We start from the raw sequence: 16745 nt of genomic DNA, 5'->3' as shown, positions 1-16745 counted from the left end.
AAAAATGCAAAATCCATTTACAAATACAGCATTTAGCATGACGGCACTAACAAATGCGATGAATATATTGCCGATAAATTATGGACGAGTTGAAAATCTAAATTTGTTTCCAAGTAGGTCAGTAAGATTTAGACATATTACCATAGAAGAACACAACGGAGTATTAAGTTTATTACCAACGCAAGTACCAGGGGCGCCAGCAACAGTAGGAAAAAGAGGAAAAAGAAAGGTAAGAACATTTACGATTCCACATATTCCACATGATGATGTAGTGTTACCAGAGGAAGTACAGGGAATAAGGGCATTTGGATCAGAGAGTGAACTTAAAGCGCTGGCAGATGTAATAACCGATCATTTGCAATTGATGAGAAACAAACATGCAATAACATTAGAGCATTTGCGAATGGGAGCGCTGAAAGGAATAATTTTAGATGCTGACGGGTCAGAATTATTAAATCTGTACAACGAATTTGAAATCATGCCAAAAGTAGTAAATTTTGCCCTTGGAACAGCAACAACAGATGTAAAACGTAAGTGTCTGGAAGTACTCCGGCATATAGAAGATAATCTAAGTGGTGAATATATGACAGGAATTCATGCCTTGGTAAGTCCTGAGTTTTTTGATGCACTAACTTCTCATGCAAAAGTAAAAGAAGCATATGAAAGATGGCAAGAAGGAGCAGCGCTAAGAAACGATATGAGATCAGGATTTACGTTCTGTGGCATAACATTTGAGGAGTATAGAGGGCAAGCAACTGACCCTGAAGGAACGGTGAGAAGATTTATAGAAAGAGATACAGGGCACTGTTTTCCACTAGGAACAGCAAGCACATTTACAACATATTTTGCACCAGCAGACTTTAATGAAACAGTAAATACACTAGGACAGCCACTATATGCAAAACAAGAGCCAAGAAGATTTGATAGAGGGACTGATTTGCATACGCAGTCAAACCCTCTGCCAATGTGCCACCGTCCAGCAGTACTAGTCAAGATCGTTGCAACATAGGTAGAGCAAATATAAAGCGGTGTGAGGCAGAAGAATGCTTTACCTCTTCTTAGCATATAAATGTTAGTATATAGCGGAGAAATGTGCAAGAGAATATTAAGAGATTATTTAAAGATTGTTTTGCCCATTTAGGAGAAGTGGCTTTGTATAAATCAAAGGATAAGTCATATATGGTACAGGTATTAAAGCAACAGCCAGATAAATTATACGAGATTGGTGAAGGACAATTTGTAGGAGAAACTTTAGCGTTAGAAGTAAGTGCGTTTGATGTGTTAAAGCCAATAGTAGGAGATGTTTTTGTTATAGGTGATCGAAGATACAAAATACACACGCCACCACTTAGGGATAAGTCTGGAATGATCTGGAGAATCGAAGCATCTGGGGTGTAAAATGTCTGTTCATATAGAAGTTGAGGTAATAGAAAGTGTAAATGCTAAAAGAAGAAAAGTAGAATTAGCAACGGTAAAGGCATTAAACAAAACGGCACTATGGTTAAAAGCGCAAGCAGCTAAGGAAATCAGTGAGGAAAAGAAGATAAAATTAAGTTTGATAAGAAAGAGATTAAGAATTTTTAAGGCGAAAACAAGCAGATTAGAAGTGTTAATTAGAGCAAATCTCTATGACATTAGAGCATCGACAATTGGCAAAATACAAAAAACAAGAAGAGGATCGAAAGTAGGAAAGCATGAGTTTATAGGAGGATTTGCAGCAGTTATGCCAAAAGGAAATAGCGGTATTTTTAAACGTGAAGGAAGAGCAGCATTGCCAATAAAGGAAGTTAAGTTGCCACTAGAACCTGAGGCTTCAAGGATAATAGGGAATCTTGTTAATTATGAAGTTGAAAAGGTATTTGAAAAATATTTTATACATTACATGAGTTAAATTATATGCATGACAAAGTTCTGGAAAGATTTACATCAAGCAATTTGCAGCACACTGAAGGAAGAAATACCGGCTATACAGACATGTGAAATTTATCCAGCAATAAGAAAAGAATTATTAGCGCCAGCGGTATTTGTGGAACTTAGTGGCTTTGAAAAAGGACATGATCCAGGAACAGAAGAATTAGCGCTGAAAGCAAGATTTGAGGCACGAATTGTGATTGATAGCACAATAGAAAATGCAGCTATTATTGTCAGATCTTTAGCTAGCGAAGTTGCAAAAGTAGTAAATAAAAATACTTGGAATGTGGAAAATGTTTCGCCAGGAGAATTTATATCAGGAGGAGGAGATGACTTTAGACCAGAGCTCGATGCATATTTAGTGTGGATGGTTGAATGGGTGCATACAATACACGTAGGGCGATCTATTTGGAAAGAAGGAAAATTTATGCCACACAAAATAGAAATCGGTGAAATAAATGTTAGAAAATAATTTTGCAATTTCGGAACTACAGAGGAAAATGGCCAACATTGTTCGTATAGGAGTTGTAAAAGAAATAGATTATGAGAAAGCAAAAGTAAGAGTGAAGATAGGAGAACTTTTAACAGATTTTCTTCCATGGATAACTTCTAGAGCAGGAGAGGAAAGAAGCTGGTTACCACCAAGCATAAATGAACAGGTAGTAATATTGTCACCATTGGGAGAGTTATCATTAGGAGTAGTACTAGCTGGAATATATCAGGAAAAATACCCTGCACCAGAGAATAAAAAAGAAATAAATAGTATAAAATTTCAAGATGGAACAAGATTGTTATATGATAAAGGGAAGCATCATTTAGAGATTGAAGTAGTGGACAAAATAACACTGAAGGCTGGAAAATCAAGTATAGAAATGACAAAAAGTGGAATAAAACTGAAAGCAGAAAGGATCGACTTAAATTGAACAAAGGAATAGTAAGGTTAGGAGACTATTGTGGAGAAGCTATACCACATTTCTGCATTAGGGGAAGTAATAATGTTTTTGTAAACGGTAAGTCAATATGTAGACAAGGAGACAGTTTTAGTGAAGGAAAAGTAATGATTCAAGGATCAAAAACAGTGTTTGCAAATGGTCTTAGTGTAGGAAGAGTAGGAGATATAGTTTCATGTGGGTTTAAAGTAATAAAAGGCAGTGAAGACGTGTTTGCAGGCTAAAAATGAAAGGGATGGATGCTAAAACAGGAAAAGTGTTAGAAGGTTTGGAACACTTAAAACAATCAATAATTGATATATTAACCACTCCTATTAACAGTAGAATCATGGGAAGGGATTATGGGTCAAGATTATTTGAGTTAGTGGATAAGCCAATAAATAGAGATTTAACACTTGAGATATATGCGCCAACTGCAGAAGCTTTGGAAAAATGGGAAAAGAGATTTAAGTTAGAAAAAGTAAAAGTTGAAGGAGTAAAAGAAGGGAGAGTAACATTGAATTTAGAAGGTGTCTATCTTTCAGAAGGTAAGTTCATAAATATTAATGGAGTAGTTGTTTAAAAATGCAGCAGCTAAATATTATCGAACCACTGAACTTTGAAGAGATTTTTTCTCGGATGAAGGAAGAGTTAGTGAAAAGTTTTACAGCATTAGTAGAAAGTGACCCAGCGATGAAGGTATTAGAAGTAGCAGCATGGAGGGAATTATTACTAAGACAAAGAATAAATGAATCAGTAAAGAGCAATTTACTAAAATTTGCAACGGGAGAAGATCTTGATAATTTAGCTGAATTTTATGGAGTAGAGAGAGAAAAAGAAGAAGAGGATGAAAGATTTAGAAAGAGGGTAAAAGCAAAAATAAAAGGCTGGAGCACATGTGGGAGCAAGGAGTATTATAGGTATCATGCACTGTCAGCAGATAGAAGAGTAAAGGATGCGCTGGTTGAGTCAAAAGTGCCAGGAAGTTTAGAAATCTCAATTTTATCCACAGAGTTATCCACAGCGTCAGAAGAGCTACTAGAAATTGTAAAAAAGCAGGTTACTAGAGATGATATAAGGGTTTTAACAGATACAGTAACAGTAATTGGTTGCAATATTATGGAAATAGATATTCACAGCAGAATCAGCACGAATTACATAACATCAGAGGAAGAAATCCAGAAGCAGTTCATCAAGAAGTTTGAAGCAAGTAGAAGGCTAGGATGGAGTGTTACAAGATCATGGATAATAGCGAATCTATTTGTAGAGGGTGTAGAAAACGTAGAATTAATTGAGCCAAAAGAGGATGTTGTGGTTCTGGGAAATGAATGTGCAAATTTGCGAAATTTAAAGGTTGAGTAATGCTATTACCGCCAAATGCAACAAAACAAGAGCAAGCACTAGTTGATTCAATAGATTATAGGGTTGATCCAAACTGTATCAGAGGATTTAAGTTCAACCTAAAAGGAGAAACATTGCCGTGGTTGATTGAGGAATATGGTTTAGAAGAGATACTGCGTTGGGTAAAAGATAGAAGAAAAGCCGTAATAGAAGGAGTAAAATTTCAAAGACTGAGAGGAACTCCAGCATCACTAAAAATAGCACTAAAATGGGCAAATATAGAAGATATTAAAATTATCGAAGAACCACCTGGTAAACATTTTTTTGAGTTGCAAGTAGGGATAAAAGAGGTACCAAATGACTTCTTCGTAGATGCAGTAGTAGAGCTGGCAAAACTATCACTGCCTGTAAGATCCAGATTGATGAGGATTTTTAACGATTATTATAATGCGCAGAGATTTATATTGGATGAGAGTTTATTTGGAGATCTTCTTTCTGATTATTCAGGGGTAAAAATAGAAAAAGATGGACCAGTGTTATCATTTGGAAGAGTAAATTTTTTCAGGTCTAGTGGTCCAGTTATTAGGATTATAGAAAACTATCTACGCGATCATTATGAACGAGCTTTAAGCAATGATATATATCGCCTAGATGTAGCAATCCTTGGAGAAACCGAGCCTCACACAAAGAATTATAACGGTATTTATGAAAGAAATCATTTGTGGTACAACTTAAAAGCACTATATCCATTACCACAGAGTTTATTACCATCGATTAAATTTGCAAAAGCGCAGATAGTATTATCAGACAGTTGGGATTTAGGAGACATAAATACGTGCTTTCCAGTTAGTAGCGTAGAAGAAAGAGGAAATAAATTTGTATTGGGAAGCGATAAACTTTCAGGGCAATATTGGAATTTAAAACACAAGCCAATTTTAGAAAGATTTAGCGTTACTCACAACTATAAAGTAGAAAATTATACAGATCAGAAGGTCAGAAAATATGTTTTAGCAGAACACAACGTTTACTATAAAAATGATTTGGATTCAGAGCAAAAAGACTCAATACACGAATTAGAAAAGCACATTTTAGTATTCTACCCGGGAGTACTGAAGTGGCATGAACATCGACATTTGCACAGAAGTTGGAAAGATAGTCGAATAATATCTCTAATAAGTTAAGTACTTATATTTAGATACTCATATATTATATTAATAATAGGTAAAAATGTATGAAATAAAAAGAAAAAGACTTGCTTTCTCATGCTAAAAAGGACATGACTTGAATAGCAGCAGGTAAATATAAGAAATTTGTCTGGCGCTAGAAAAGCTAATTTTGTGAGGTATGAAATGAGTTTTAGCAAGAGTAAGTTTTTTAAAGAAGTATCAAGTAACGGATTTAAAGACATTAATAAAAGAAATGAAAAAGGAGAGACGATCTTGCATCAAGCAGTAGAAATCTCTGATTACAAAACAGTGAGATTATTAATAAAAAAAGGAGCAGAGGTAAATGCAAGAGATAAAAATGGTTATACACCTCTACACTGTGCAGTATTCGCAAAGAGTTTAGAAAATGTAAAAGTGCTGCTAAGGTCGGGAGCAGAAGTAAATGCCACTCAATATGTCAGTGGATGTACGCCACTGCACTCTGCGTGCAAGATGGGAGGAGCAGGAGTTGAAATAATAAAAGAGCTGGTAAAGGCTGGAGCTGAAGTTAATCAACTGAATAAGTACGGCGCAACGCCAATGTATTACATCTGGGAAAGTGAAAAGTATCGTCTATGTGATAGCAAAGAGAGTGAAAAGGCGAGTAAATTTTTGAGAGAAAAAGGAGGAATAACAAAAAGTAGAGAACTGACGTGCTATGGAATAGAGGGGCTAGTGGGAGAAATAGCAGACATGTTGAATGGAAGCTACATGCCGGAGCTAAAAATAATAGAGATAGGAGAAATAAGGAAGAGAGACAAATCGCTAATAAAGAAAGAATGTCAAAATTTAGCAAGCAAGATAATCAGCCAAGTGAATGCAATGATAGATGAGGTGGTAAAAAGGAAGGCTTAGGTTTAAAGAAAAGGTGGGGTAAGTTATGGTAAAGCTGGGTAAAAAAGAGGAGTCACTATTAGAGAACTCGTTTAAAAATATTTATGCAAGAGACGAAAAAGGAAGAACAGCTCTACATTATGCAGTAGAGGTAAAAACAGTGGAGTTATTAGTCGAAAAAGGAGCGAATGTGAATGCAGCAGATGCAAGAGGATATACAGCACTGCATCTAGCGGTAACCGAGAAACGCCTAGAAACCGTGAGAGAATTGATAAAGTCAGGAGCAAATGTAAATGCTGAAGAGTATGGCAATAAATGCACTCCATTGCACCTTGCATGTATGGTGGGGAAAGTGGAAATAGTAAAAGAGTTAGTGAAAGCTGGAGGAGAAATAGAGCAAGCGGATAAATTTGGAATGACAGCGATGGATTATGCTAAAAATAGCAAAAAGATAACCGAGGTATTAAAGAAAGAAACAGACAGAATTGAAAAGCTATTTATGAAGGGCTAAAAATATGGAGAAAGAAATAGAAAAGAAAGTAATGAATTTAGAGAGAAAACCTTTGGATGAGCTGAGAAAAATGTGGAAGAAGGCATATGGAGAAGAAGCGCCTAGATACTCAAAGAAATATCTGATATCAAGATTAGCTTATAGAATGCAGGAAAAAGTATATGGAGAAATGTCAAGAAAGGGGAGAAAAAGACTAGAGTATCTGGCAGATCGGCTAGAGAAGGGAAAAAGAATAAGTAGCGATAAATTACCAGTAGAAGGGACAGAATTAATACTAGAGAGAGGAGAAGAGACTCACGCGGTAATGGTAACAGATAAGGGTTTAATCTACAAAGAAGAGCTTTATACATCATTGTCAGCAGTGGCAGGAAAAATAATGGGAATGAGCTACAACAGACCTTTATTATTCGGGATGCGTGATAAAAGTGGAAATTGAGAATGCTAAAAGAGGTGAGATGCGCAATATATACAAGAAAATCAAATGAAGACGGTCTAGAGCAAAAGTTTAATAGCCTTGATGCGCAACGAGTAGCATGTGAAAAATACATAAAGAGCAGAGAAGGCTGGGTAGCATTGGCCAAAAAGTACGATGATGGTGGATATTCAGGGAAAAATTTAGAAAGACCAGCGATAAAGGAATTATTTGAGGATGTTAAAGGAGGAGAAGTAGATTGTGTAGTAGTATATACGCTGGATAGGCTATCAAGAGAAACAAAAGACAGCATCGAAGTAACGTCATTTTTTAGAAGGCATAGAGTAAATTTTGTAGCAGTAACGCAGATATTTGACAATAATACGCCAATGGGAAAATTTGTACAAACGGTATTGTCAGGAGCAGCACAGCTAGAAAGAGAAATGATAGTAGAGAGGGTAAAAAATAAAATAGCAACATCAAAAGAGCAAGGGTTGTGGATGGGTGGAACTTTGCCACTGGGGTATGATGTAAAAGATAAAGAATTAATAATAAATGAAAAAGAAGCGAAAATAGTAAAACATATATTTGAGAGGTATATGGAGCTAAAATCAATGGCAGAACTGGCAAGAGAGTTAAATAGAGAAGGTTACCGAACAAAATCAGATATCTTTAAAAAAGCGACAGTGAGAAGAATAGTAACAAATCCAATATATGTGGGAAAGATAAGACATTATGACAAACAGTATGAGGGAAAGCATGAAGCAATAATAAAAGAGGAAAAATGGCAAAAAGCACAGGAATTGATAAAGAATCAGCCATATAGAAAAGCAAAATATGAGGAAGCGCTGCTTAGGGGAATAATTAAGTGTAAGAGCTGTAGTGTAAATATGACGCTGACATACTCAAAAAAAGAAAATAAAAGGTACCGATATTACGTATGCAACAATCATTTAAGGGGAAAAGGTTGTGGGTCAGAAAACCGAAATGTAATAGCAGGAGAAGTAGAAAAAGAAGTAATGAAGAGAGCAGAAGATTTATATGAAAAATGGGAAGAAAAAGCGGAAGAGTGGAAAAATTTAAGTTTTGGAAAGCAAAAAGAAGTAGTGAAAAAGTTAATAAAAGCAGTATTGGTGGGAGAAGATGGAATAGAGGTGCATTCTGAATCAGAGGAAAAATTTATACCAACAAAGAAGAAGGGAAATAAATGCACAGTGGTAGAGCCAGAAGGAAAAACAAATAATGCGTTACTCAAAGCAGTGGTAAGAGCCCATCTGTGGAAACGGCAACTAGAAGAGGGAAAATATAGAAGTGTGAAAGAGCTGAGTGCCAAAATTAATATATGTACAAGACGTATACAGCAAATTTTAAGGTTGAATTATTTAGCACCAAAGATTAAGGAAGATGTAATAAATGGGAGGCAACCAAGTAATTTGAGGCTAGCTGATTTAAAGGAAATACCGATGCTGTGGAGCGAGCAAATGGAGAAATTTTATGGCTCAGCGTCGTAATGTTTATAAAAACAACAATATGAAAAAACATCGAAAAAAGTATGTGCCAGAAAATTAAAAAAGGTTATTGCAAAAGGAGCTACTACAAAGGGCCACACAAAAAGATGTTGAAATTGATATAGAAGAGCAAATAAATGTTACAAAATCAATTATGTAAAAATATCAATACAAGTGATGAAGATTTTAGCATATTAGGTGCAACAATGGTAGAAAATGATCCAATTTTAGCTGCATATTTTAATAGTAGATCTGGAGTGTAAAAGGCAGCTCAGCCAATTGTATGTTCCATATCTTCATTTTGTAGCCAGCTTAAAAACAATATAAAAGAGTGTTCTTAAAAGATCATAGACATTGGTACGAATTCCTTAATCTATAAATTATAGCAGTTTATATTTAAATAATAATCTTTAACTTTTTTAGCAAATTAATCTACCTAGAAACTTCTCTCCTAGGATCAGAAGTCCTTCTTAACTCTTCACGTTCTGTCCATTTGTTGTTAGACTCGCTTATTACTTCAGGACGCATTAATCCACCAGATCTTTCAAAGTACCCATTTTTAATAGCATCATAAACCTTATCTTCACCAAGTGCACAGTCATTACCTAATTCTTCTTCATAACCTTTGAATTTTTCTAATATTTCCTCTCTATTACTCACTTCTACTATAATTTTGCTTTTATCTTGTACGTCAGGATACAGTCTAACGTCTACATTTCCTAAACTGGTATAGAAAGTTAATACTATACTGCTACCTTTTGTAAGACCTGTGTAATTCCTTATGCTGTTTTGGGTTATAATTTCCACCTCACTTTTGCCAATTTTTATTATATCCCTTCTATATGATTCCTGGATTAGTTCCAGATTTCTTGTTCTATCTGTGATTCTTGCGACATCTATTATACTATCCTCTGAGTATTCTAAGTAAGATACATTATTATCAATTTTTCCATCATATAGTTGACCGCTAGTAGCATCCTTTGCAATTCTAAAAAATTCTTCAGTATTACTAACATACTCTAAATGAGCACTGATCATATTAGCTTTATGAGCTTTGAACTTTAATTCTATTGTATCAATGACTTTTAAACTTTCTGACCTTTTTAACTTTGCCCCTCTTGATATTAATGTACATACTATATTACTAGCAATTTCATAATTTTCTCCTAGTTGAACAATTTTTTCTAGTATTTCATCTGTGCAATAACACTCTTCACCCTTGGCCAAATTTAGTCTTATTCCAGAAGATATGATTTCATTTACAACTTCTTGTAATTCAATCATGCTTTTAGCTTTTACTACCTTACTTAAAAACTCATTGCATTTAGCAAGGTAATTTATTTGATAAATCTCTGATAAGAAACTACCGCATTTTTCATAATTGTCTTGTTTGTTACCTATAAAATCAGCTTCTCCTGCTTTTAAGAGCAAGTCTTTTACATTAGGAAATTGACGAGATGGCCAATCAAGAAGTACTGAACTATCATCCTTAACATTTAAAACTATCTTTAAGTCGTTGTCATTTTCATATTGATTTAAAAACTTCCTTAGATTTTCAACCTCTGGATCATAAGCACTATCCCAATCTTCATCAGAAATTGTAGCGAGAAGCATTTTACCTAGTTGCTTTCTTAATTTTTTTTGACTATTAGTTAATAAACATTCTATAATATTGCCATTATCAATTGCAACTTGTAGTGGAGTTTTTCCATCGTTATTTTTTATGCTTAAATCAGCTCCTTTGCTTATGAGCAAATCCATAGTTTTTCTGCTATAACCACTACACTTAGCAGCATAATAGTGTAAAGGTGTGTTACCTTTTTCATCTTGTATATTTGGATCAGCTTTTGCATCTAAGAGATACCCAAGATCTTCATGTCCACCGGAATAAATAGCAGTATCATGCAAAAGTGTTTTACCTTTACTATCCTGCATATTTAGATCAGCACCAGCTTTTAGAAGAGAAGGAATAACCTCGTCGTGTTCGAGAAACACGTTCAATATTGTTGTCCCTAGATGTCCTCTTTTTAGATTAAGAACGTGCCTAAGGTCTTCATTTTTCTCATTACTTTTTAAAAAGTGCTTAAGATTTGAAAATGAGTAATAATCCTTCAGATTGAAATCTTTTATAATACTATTTAGTAGTGCTTGATTTAGCTTTTTTTGACTCTCTTTCAGTTTTAAGTTAGGTGAATGAATAAACCACTCGTCTACTAGATCCTCCAGATACTTTTTATCATCAATCAAACTTCTATCAGCCCAAAGTAAACCTTCCTTAATGAATTCATAATAACTATCTACTTCGGCAGTCACTATGCTAGGTTCTCTTGACTTTTCAACCATGATAACACCTCCTAACTTGAACAGACAACACGTTATATATGATTTATATCATATAAGTCAAGCCAATTAAACATAATTTTAATGTCCTTGAATAAAACTCCTGCAAGCGGGAGAGACAAGAGGATTACTTAACTCACCTTTTCTCTGCACTAGAATACTCAATTTTTCTGCTCTATCTTTTGTTTTTGAATAAAGTTCTTTGAAGTTTTCTAAGCAATCTTCAATTGTTTTTAAAGCCAAAAACCCTTTCTGTTTTCTTTCACTGGAATAAAGCAATTCCAAATCTTCTTTCTCTCGTTCTATATTGGATAATGTTTCATTTATGAAGGTGACCAGCTCTTCATTTTTACTGAAATAAGTGGTCATTTTATCAGAAAGAGTATTGTTTGTTTGAGTAAGCAAGTTAACTTTTTCCATTAATTCTTCAATTTGATTATTCATTTCTTCTATAACTTTTTGTTTTTTAAACGATTCTTCAATTTGATTTAGCATTTTCTTTTGTAATTGTTTAACATAAGGTGAGCTAAGAGAATGTTCTTCCTTACATTTTATTTTATTTAAATTATAATCTAGTTTTGCAGGGCAAGCATCTTTCTCTGCAATTTTCTGTTTCATAATTCGGCATTTTTCCATAAGAAAATCTAATTGATTTTTAAAATTGTTTCTTTTCGCTTTCAATATCTTAATCTTAGGATTATTGTGTTCACTAACCTTCATTTTATCATTAAGATAACCTAACTGATTCTTTAATTCCCTGATTTCACTGTCTTTATCATTTCACTCTTTGTTTTTTAATGTGCTCAATTTTTGTATTTTTTCTTCTTGGCTTTTTAACTCTACTTCTAATTTTTCCTTTTCTGTTGTTAATTCAGAAATGTTCTTACATTTATCATCCAATTGTTGTTTTGTATCAATTATCTCTTTATTTTTCTGCTGTAATTGATTGTTTAATTCTTCCACTTGATTGTTTGCAGTTTCTTTAGCTTTTTGCTCCAGAATGAGCTCTTTTTCTAGCTCTAGCCCTTTTTGAGCAAATTTATTTTTCCTAGCCTCGATTTCCTTGTTATTACTAATTATTTTATATGAAAGCACAACTACTAAAACAGATAGTATAGATAAAACAGTTACGACGGTAAAAGTTGAGCTTAAAAATTCAACTGAAGACAAAAAATCGAAATAAGAGGATTCAGACAGTGCTACAGATGCAAGCAATATAAAGGTGGCAAAAGCACTAGCTATGATATAAGATGTATGTTTCATTGGATAGATTTCTCATTGCGATAATTACATTATTAGAAGGAAGCAAGTTATAAAAAATTAACATAAACCCAAACTCACTGTACATTTTCTACTTTCAGCCTTCAAGCACTGCTAAAAGAATTTTACTATCTTTTTTAGCTTTCACAGGTAAAAGTCAATAGTTATAATTGCTTGAAGTATTATTGACGCTTAGTTATTCTAAGTTGATTAAATAATTAGCTCAAGCCAAAGTTTAAGGTAGTCAATAAAAATTTGTATTGGAACAGGCGGTATGAATAGAAACATTTTGCAAAGGAAAAGTCTAAAATCATCACCTTTGGAGAACAAGTTGCAACCTAATCCTGAAGAGTTGAGCGGTGTGTGTGACTCTGATTGGAGAGAGAGAAAAGATGAGAGTGAGAACAAGAATTTAGAACAGGAAAGTGATGTTTCTAATATGATTGGTTTTCATACATTGGGTGACACGTTTGGTAGTCTTAATAGTTTCTGTATTTCAACTGGTACACTTGATGAATTAGAGGCACAGGGACTTTCTTGGGATGGTTACCTTCCGAGCTATACTAATGAGAGTACTGACTCGGGCATAGTGCAAGAGACATCGACTGAAAATGTATCAAGTCCTATTTTCAGTGAAGAAAGTTTTTTTACTGATGAAAATGAAAGTGAACCATATGAAAGCCCTAATAATAGCATTTTTATGTATTTAAATAGTACTAAATTTGATGTAAGTAAAGATGGTATTTATACACACGATGATCCACAGCACAGTGAATCACTGATTTCAGGAAGTAGAACTCCAGGCAATTCGCCAAGAATTCCTCAAGCAATCTGTTTCAGCGCTAGAGATACAAGTAAAGGTGAAGAATTAATTTACAAAACTTCAAGCTATAATCCATCGCAGAAAAATTCTAAAGGAAAGAAGATCTTTTTGTGTCTTACAGTATTGTCATGTACTCTTTTTTTTGGATCACTAACTTCTTCATTTTTAGGAAAGCCTCTTATCTCTGATCAGAAAAGTAATCTCATGTTATTGGCAATTTTGGGTGCTGCTTTTGCCATTTTAGGTTCTATTGCCCTAGTTCTATATTGTTATACTCAACCTAAAGAAAACAAACCACTTGATGCATTAGATCAAGTTAGTATATATATACTAAAACCAACGTGTTATCATCATAGGTTTGTGCAGCCATTTATCGAGGTACAGGATGTTTATGCGGTAAAAGGATACCAGCATATGAAGGTATAGTTTAGCAAAAATTAGAGATATTATGAGGAATTTAAAATGCGGACTTGGGAAGTATTAAGCTTATCGTTTTTGATGTTAAGTAGTAGTTTTGTACATGCTAGTGGAGCATTAGTATCTTCATGCGATAAAATACCTTCAGGTTATAGAGGCAAGGTTTTTAAAATTAAGACTGATTACCTAGCTGAAACGAGTAATAAAGAAAGACCATGGGAATGCATATCATTTAAAGAGGAACCACAAAAATACGCCTATACAATTTTAAAGTATATATATGATGGGAATATAGACTGCGATTTTGATTTACATTGCAATAAGGTTGCTAATTGGTATCATGCGCCATGGATGCACTACGGGATAAATGGTAGAGAATTTGTTAATGGTTTAACAAGAGAACGATCCTTTAAGCCTGGTGAATTGCATAATGATCAAAAATCCATGCTACAAAATTGGGCAATTTCTATTGTTAATGAGCAAGGTAGCTATACATATGGGCAAGTCTGGAAAGATATAAACAATCCTGATATTACCAAAGGGGAATTCTTAGATGGTACAGTAAATGCAAAATTAGTATTTACAGAAGCAACGGAGGATGATATACCAACTCTTAAAAACAGCATTACTTGGACTGGTTACGTAAATCAGTCTGAGAAAGGGACTCCAAAGGTATTTAAGCAGCTGAGATTATTTCAAATTGATTTTTTAGTCAAAGATAAGAGATCAGAAGAAACAGGGTGGGTTGCAGGTACATTTATTTATGATTGTACTATAAATAATAAGAATCCGTGGTTTAATATGAAGTTAGTGGGTGTTGCTTGGGGTAATGACCCTAATTATTTTAGGGCAGATTACATAATTGGAAAGAGGTTGTTGGAATGTTGGATAAATCCCGATGTAATGAAAGGTTCTTTAGGATATTTAGGTAGGCTTAATGGTCCAATAGATAACAAAAAATCTTCGTGTTTGTCATGCCATAGTACAGCACAGTATCCCGAAAAATCTCCATCAGTAACATCCGAACAATCAACAGGAAGAGAAATAAAGTACTGGTTTAGGAATTTAAAGGAAGAATCATTTGATGAAGGAGCATTTAACTTTGATTATTCCAAGCAATTAAGTCATGGGATTAGAAACTACTATAGTGCTAAAGAAGAGAATGATTCAATTGGATGTAATGATTTTAATTATAAAAGATATCACTAAAATTCGAATCAACCAATAAGGTATGAGTTTTATACTTATTTGTATGGTCTTTTATACATTAAGGTAGATGAAAAAAATGAGAATAGAATATCTTTTCTGTGAATAAAATAAGTTGAGAAGAAATGCCTAATTTTAGAGTCACAAAAGATTTGATTATTTACTCTCTCCAAAATCGCAAAAAAGTACATATACTCGTGAGAACAAGCCGCGTAAAAATAGGGTTGTGAAAAGAGAAGCTTTAAATCTTTGCAACAAAGTTAGGCAAACCAGTTCATATGTAAACTTAGCGAAAGTGAGCCAATATAGCTGGTTTTGGCGCATAGTAAAATTATTATAAATAAAAGTTCGCACGTGTCGTTTGGTAGACCAATTGATCCCAAAGAAACTCGTTCTCACGGTCCTTGGTTTTTAGTGCTGGAAAGGGTTATTTTACTTGAGATCTTAATAATATATCTTGCTAAATTAATATTAATTTACTTGCAGAAGAATTAAGGCAAGCTTATGACAAAAACAAAATTAAAAATAAACAAAAGATTATATATTCAGCCTATTAAAACGCTTTTATCGAAATATTACTTTGGGTTAGAAAAAATTCCTACAATATTAATTGACAAATTTTAAGGGTTGGATACGATGTCGTAATTGATGTGGAATTTATAAATTATCATAGTTCTATATCTTAATACGCTTTTATTTATGGAGGTAAGAATTATGGACTTAGATGACCTAACCAAGGCAGCTTTCTCTATTATTAAGGATGACGATCCTTATAAAGAATCTAAACAACTTCAAGTCAAACATTGGTGCGGTGCATTTTTGCTTTTATTTGATAACTGGGGTGAAACAAAACTTCCATTCTTTTTAGATGTATTATCAAATGGAGAATGTTGGGAAAAAACTGATACAATACATGGTATCAAGCTTAATAGAAGGGTAGCGGCTAAGAAGATGACTGAGCCACAGAGTTGGAAAGGCACAAGCAATCCATTAGAGGACTTTTATCTTTACCAAATTGCATGTTGGTGTTGCTTAGAAGAAGACATAATCTCTCTATTTGAACATTTTAGACAGAAGCATAAAGTGAAAGACGGTGACCCAGACGCATTAAAGAAGCTAGCAAAAAGAATAAGTGGAAGTTGGTATACAGATCCAATGATGCAATTTTGGTCGCATTTCATTAGTGGATACATTTCAGAGTTAGATCTAAAAGGTCAGCATCCTTATGTCTTTGGTTTACATCGTGCAGCAATAAGTTCAAATAGAAGACGTGTAGAAGCAGTAGAATTCTTTTGGGATAAGATTAAATCGTTGCCTGAGAGTGAGTTAAGTGATCAGGAAAAGGATGAAGTTTTTATGAAAATTGCAGTGCATGCAGCAGTTGATAATGGCTATCCTGATGTGTTTGAATTTTGTTTAAGCCGAATAAGTCCTGATAAATATCCAGAGCTTTTGAAAAGAGATTTGGAGAGAAATACTGAATATGCTTCTTTATATAGAATGATAGAAGTGTTTAACTTTGATCAATTTCAGAAGTTATTTGATTTTTTGAAACCATGTAACGTTCCAGAAGATGATTACTATCTCTGGTTAAAATTAATGGTGAAGGAATGTCCAGAGCATTATTTAGGTGCGGGTGTGGAGGTTTTTATGCATATGTGGAAAAAAGAAGGATTTGATAATCATCGTATTTGGGCACTGAATAAGGAAATGACGAATGATTCTGTTTTTCAAGGGAGGTTTTTAGCACCTCTGATTGAAAAAGGTTTTATGGGGCCAGTATGGGCAATGTTAAATGGGGCTAATTCTAGACAAATCAAGGAGTTCATGTCTTCTGAAAAAGCAAATTATATACGTTCTATATTAGAGCAAGGAGATAATGAATCATTAAATAAGTTTTTAGCCTATGGTAAGTCTGCTGATAAAGGGCTTGATAAAAAGAACAAACCTGGTCCAAGTGGTGATTTAGCTGAAGTAGAAGTTAGAAAAACACATGGTAAGTCTAATGTAAGGCTGGGCAAGTAAAAAACGTTACATATTATTGAAGG

The 16745-nt window shown here is 34.0% G+C and carries 20 protein-coding genes; 17 read left to right on the top strand and 3 right to left on the bottom strand.

Translation table 11 applies throughout. From position 1 onward, the window contains the following. Window positions 1-4: 4 nt before the first annotated feature. The 14 genes from OOL03_RS05060 (at window position 5) to OOL03_RS04995 (ending at window position 8914) form a co-directional block, all read left to right on the top strand. The gene (locus OOL03_RS05060) at window positions 5-1009 is read left to right on the top strand and encodes a major capsid protein (protein WP_264707684.1); all 1005 of its coding nucleotides are present in this window, start codon (window positions 5-7) and stop codon (window positions 1007-1009) included. Window positions 1010-1092: 83 nt separating this feature from the next. Beyond that, window positions 1093-1398: a head-tail joining protein gene (locus OOL03_RS05055; RefSeq protein ID WP_264707177.1), complete on the top strand. Its 306-nt coding sequence runs from the start codon at window positions 1093-1095 to the stop codon at window positions 1396-1398. A gap of 1 nt (window position 1399) precedes the next feature. Further along, window positions 1400-1891, top strand: a complete 492-nt coding sequence (locus tag OOL03_RS05050; RefSeq protein WP_264707176.1) for a phage tail protein — start codon at window positions 1400-1402, stop codon at window positions 1889-1891. 9 nt (window positions 1892-1900) lie between these two features. Further along, entirely contained in the window at window positions 1901-2383 is a 483-nt protein-coding gene (locus OOL03_RS05045; protein ID WP_264707175.1) for a hypothetical protein, read from the top strand. Then, window positions 2370-2834 (top strand): phage baseplate assembly protein V, encoded by a 465-nt coding sequence (locus OOL03_RS05040; protein WP_264707174.1) that lies wholly within the window; start codon window positions 2370-2372, stop codon window positions 2832-2834. Before OOL03_RS05045 ends, OOL03_RS05040 begins: the two co-directional genes overlap by 14 nt. After that, on the top strand, window positions 2831-3085 hold the full coding sequence (locus OOL03_RS05035; RefSeq protein WP_264707173.1) for a PAAR domain-containing protein: 255 nt from the start codon (window positions 2831-2833) through the stop codon (window positions 3083-3085). The genes OOL03_RS05040 and OOL03_RS05035 overlap by 4 nt, the downstream gene beginning before the upstream one ends. A 2-nt stretch (window positions 3086-3087) precedes the next feature. Next, window positions 3088-3423, top strand: coding sequence for a GPW/gp25 family protein (locus OOL03_RS05030; RefSeq protein ID WP_264707172.1), 336 nt, complete (start codon window positions 3088-3090; stop codon window positions 3421-3423). Between the two features lie 2 nt (window positions 3424-3425). Further along, window positions 3426-4202 (top strand): baseplate assembly protein, encoded by a 777-nt coding sequence (locus OOL03_RS05025; protein ID WP_264707171.1) that lies wholly within the window; start codon window positions 3426-3428, stop codon window positions 4200-4202. Continuing rightward, window positions 4202-5362, top strand: coding sequence for a phage tail protein (locus OOL03_RS05020; protein ID WP_264707170.1), 1161 nt, complete (start codon window positions 4202-4204; stop codon window positions 5360-5362). Before OOL03_RS05025 ends, OOL03_RS05020 begins: the two co-directional genes overlap by 1 nt. Before the next feature lie 168 nt (window positions 5363-5530). Beyond that, complete coding sequence (locus OOL03_RS05015) at window positions 5531-6241, top strand: ankyrin repeat domain-containing protein (protein ID WP_264707169.1); 711 nt, start codon at window positions 5531-5533, stop codon at window positions 6239-6241. 25 nt (window positions 6242-6266) lie between these two features. Continuing rightward, window positions 6267-6731 (top strand): ankyrin repeat domain-containing protein, encoded by a 465-nt coding sequence (locus OOL03_RS05010; RefSeq protein ID WP_264707168.1) that lies wholly within the window; start codon window positions 6267-6269, stop codon window positions 6729-6731. Window positions 6732-6735: 4 nt separating this feature from the next. Beyond that, window positions 6736-7167, top strand: a complete 432-nt coding sequence (locus tag OOL03_RS05005) for a DUF2924 domain-containing protein (RefSeq protein ID WP_264707167.1) — start codon at window positions 6736-6738, stop codon at window positions 7165-7167. 2 nt (window positions 7168-7169) lie between these two features. Beyond that, window positions 7170-8654, top strand: coding sequence for a recombinase family protein (locus OOL03_RS05000; RefSeq protein ID WP_264707166.1), 1485 nt, complete (start codon window positions 7170-7172; stop codon window positions 8652-8654). A 134-nt stretch (window positions 8655-8788) separates the two neighbouring features. Then, the gene (locus OOL03_RS04995) at window positions 8789-8914 is read left to right on the top strand and encodes a hypothetical protein (protein WP_264376262.1); all 126 of its coding nucleotides are present in this window, start codon (window positions 8789-8791) and stop codon (window positions 8912-8914) included. A 169-nt stretch (window positions 8915-9083) separates the two neighbouring features. Here OOL03_RS04995 and OOL03_RS04990 read toward each other — a convergent pair whose 3' ends face one another. The 3 genes from OOL03_RS04990 to OOL03_RS04980 form a co-directional block, all read right to left on the bottom strand. After that, window positions 9084-10994 carry an ankyrin repeat domain-containing protein gene (locus OOL03_RS04990; RefSeq protein ID WP_264707165.1) on the bottom strand — a complete coding sequence of 637 codons (1911 nt, stop codon included), beginning with the start codon at window positions 10992-10994 and terminating at the stop codon, window positions 9084-9086. A gap of 78 nt (window positions 10995-11072) precedes the next feature. Then, window positions 11073-11711, bottom strand: coding sequence for a hypothetical protein (locus OOL03_RS04985; protein WP_264707164.1), 639 nt, complete (start codon window positions 11709-11711; stop codon window positions 11073-11075). Between the two features lie 60 nt (window positions 11712-11771). Further along, window positions 11772-12254: a hypothetical protein gene (locus OOL03_RS04980; RefSeq protein ID WP_264707163.1), complete on the bottom strand. Its 483-nt coding sequence runs from the start codon at window positions 12252-12254 to the stop codon at window positions 11772-11774. A gap of 271 nt (window positions 12255-12525) precedes the next feature. On the opposite strand from OOL03_RS04980, the gene OOL03_RS04975 reads away from it, so the two are divergent. The 3 genes from OOL03_RS04975 (at window position 12526) to OOL03_RS04965 (ending at window position 16722) form a co-directional block, all read left to right on the top strand. Next, on the top strand, window positions 12526-13500 hold the full coding sequence (locus OOL03_RS04975) for a hypothetical protein (protein ID WP_264707162.1): 975 nt from the start codon (window positions 12526-12528) through the stop codon (window positions 13498-13500). Window positions 13501-13569: 69 nt separating this feature from the next. After that, on the top strand, window positions 13570-14700 hold the full coding sequence (locus OOL03_RS04970; protein ID WP_264707161.1) for a hypothetical protein: 1131 nt from the start codon (window positions 13570-13572) through the stop codon (window positions 14698-14700). 711 nt (window positions 14701-15411) lie between these two features. Beyond that, the gene (locus OOL03_RS04965) at window positions 15412-16722 is read left to right on the top strand and encodes a hypothetical protein (protein ID WP_264707160.1); all 1311 of its coding nucleotides are present in this window, start codon (window positions 15412-15414) and stop codon (window positions 16720-16722) included. The last annotated feature ends 23 nt before the right edge of the window (window positions 16723-16745 follow it).

The organism is Wolbachia endosymbiont (group A) of Acrocera orbiculus (assembly GCF_947250015.1).
Lineage (GTDB): Bacteria > Pseudomonadota > Alphaproteobacteria > Rickettsiales > Anaplasmataceae > Wolbachia > Wolbachia pipientis.
This window is presented reverse-complemented; position numbering and strand designations above follow the sequence as displayed.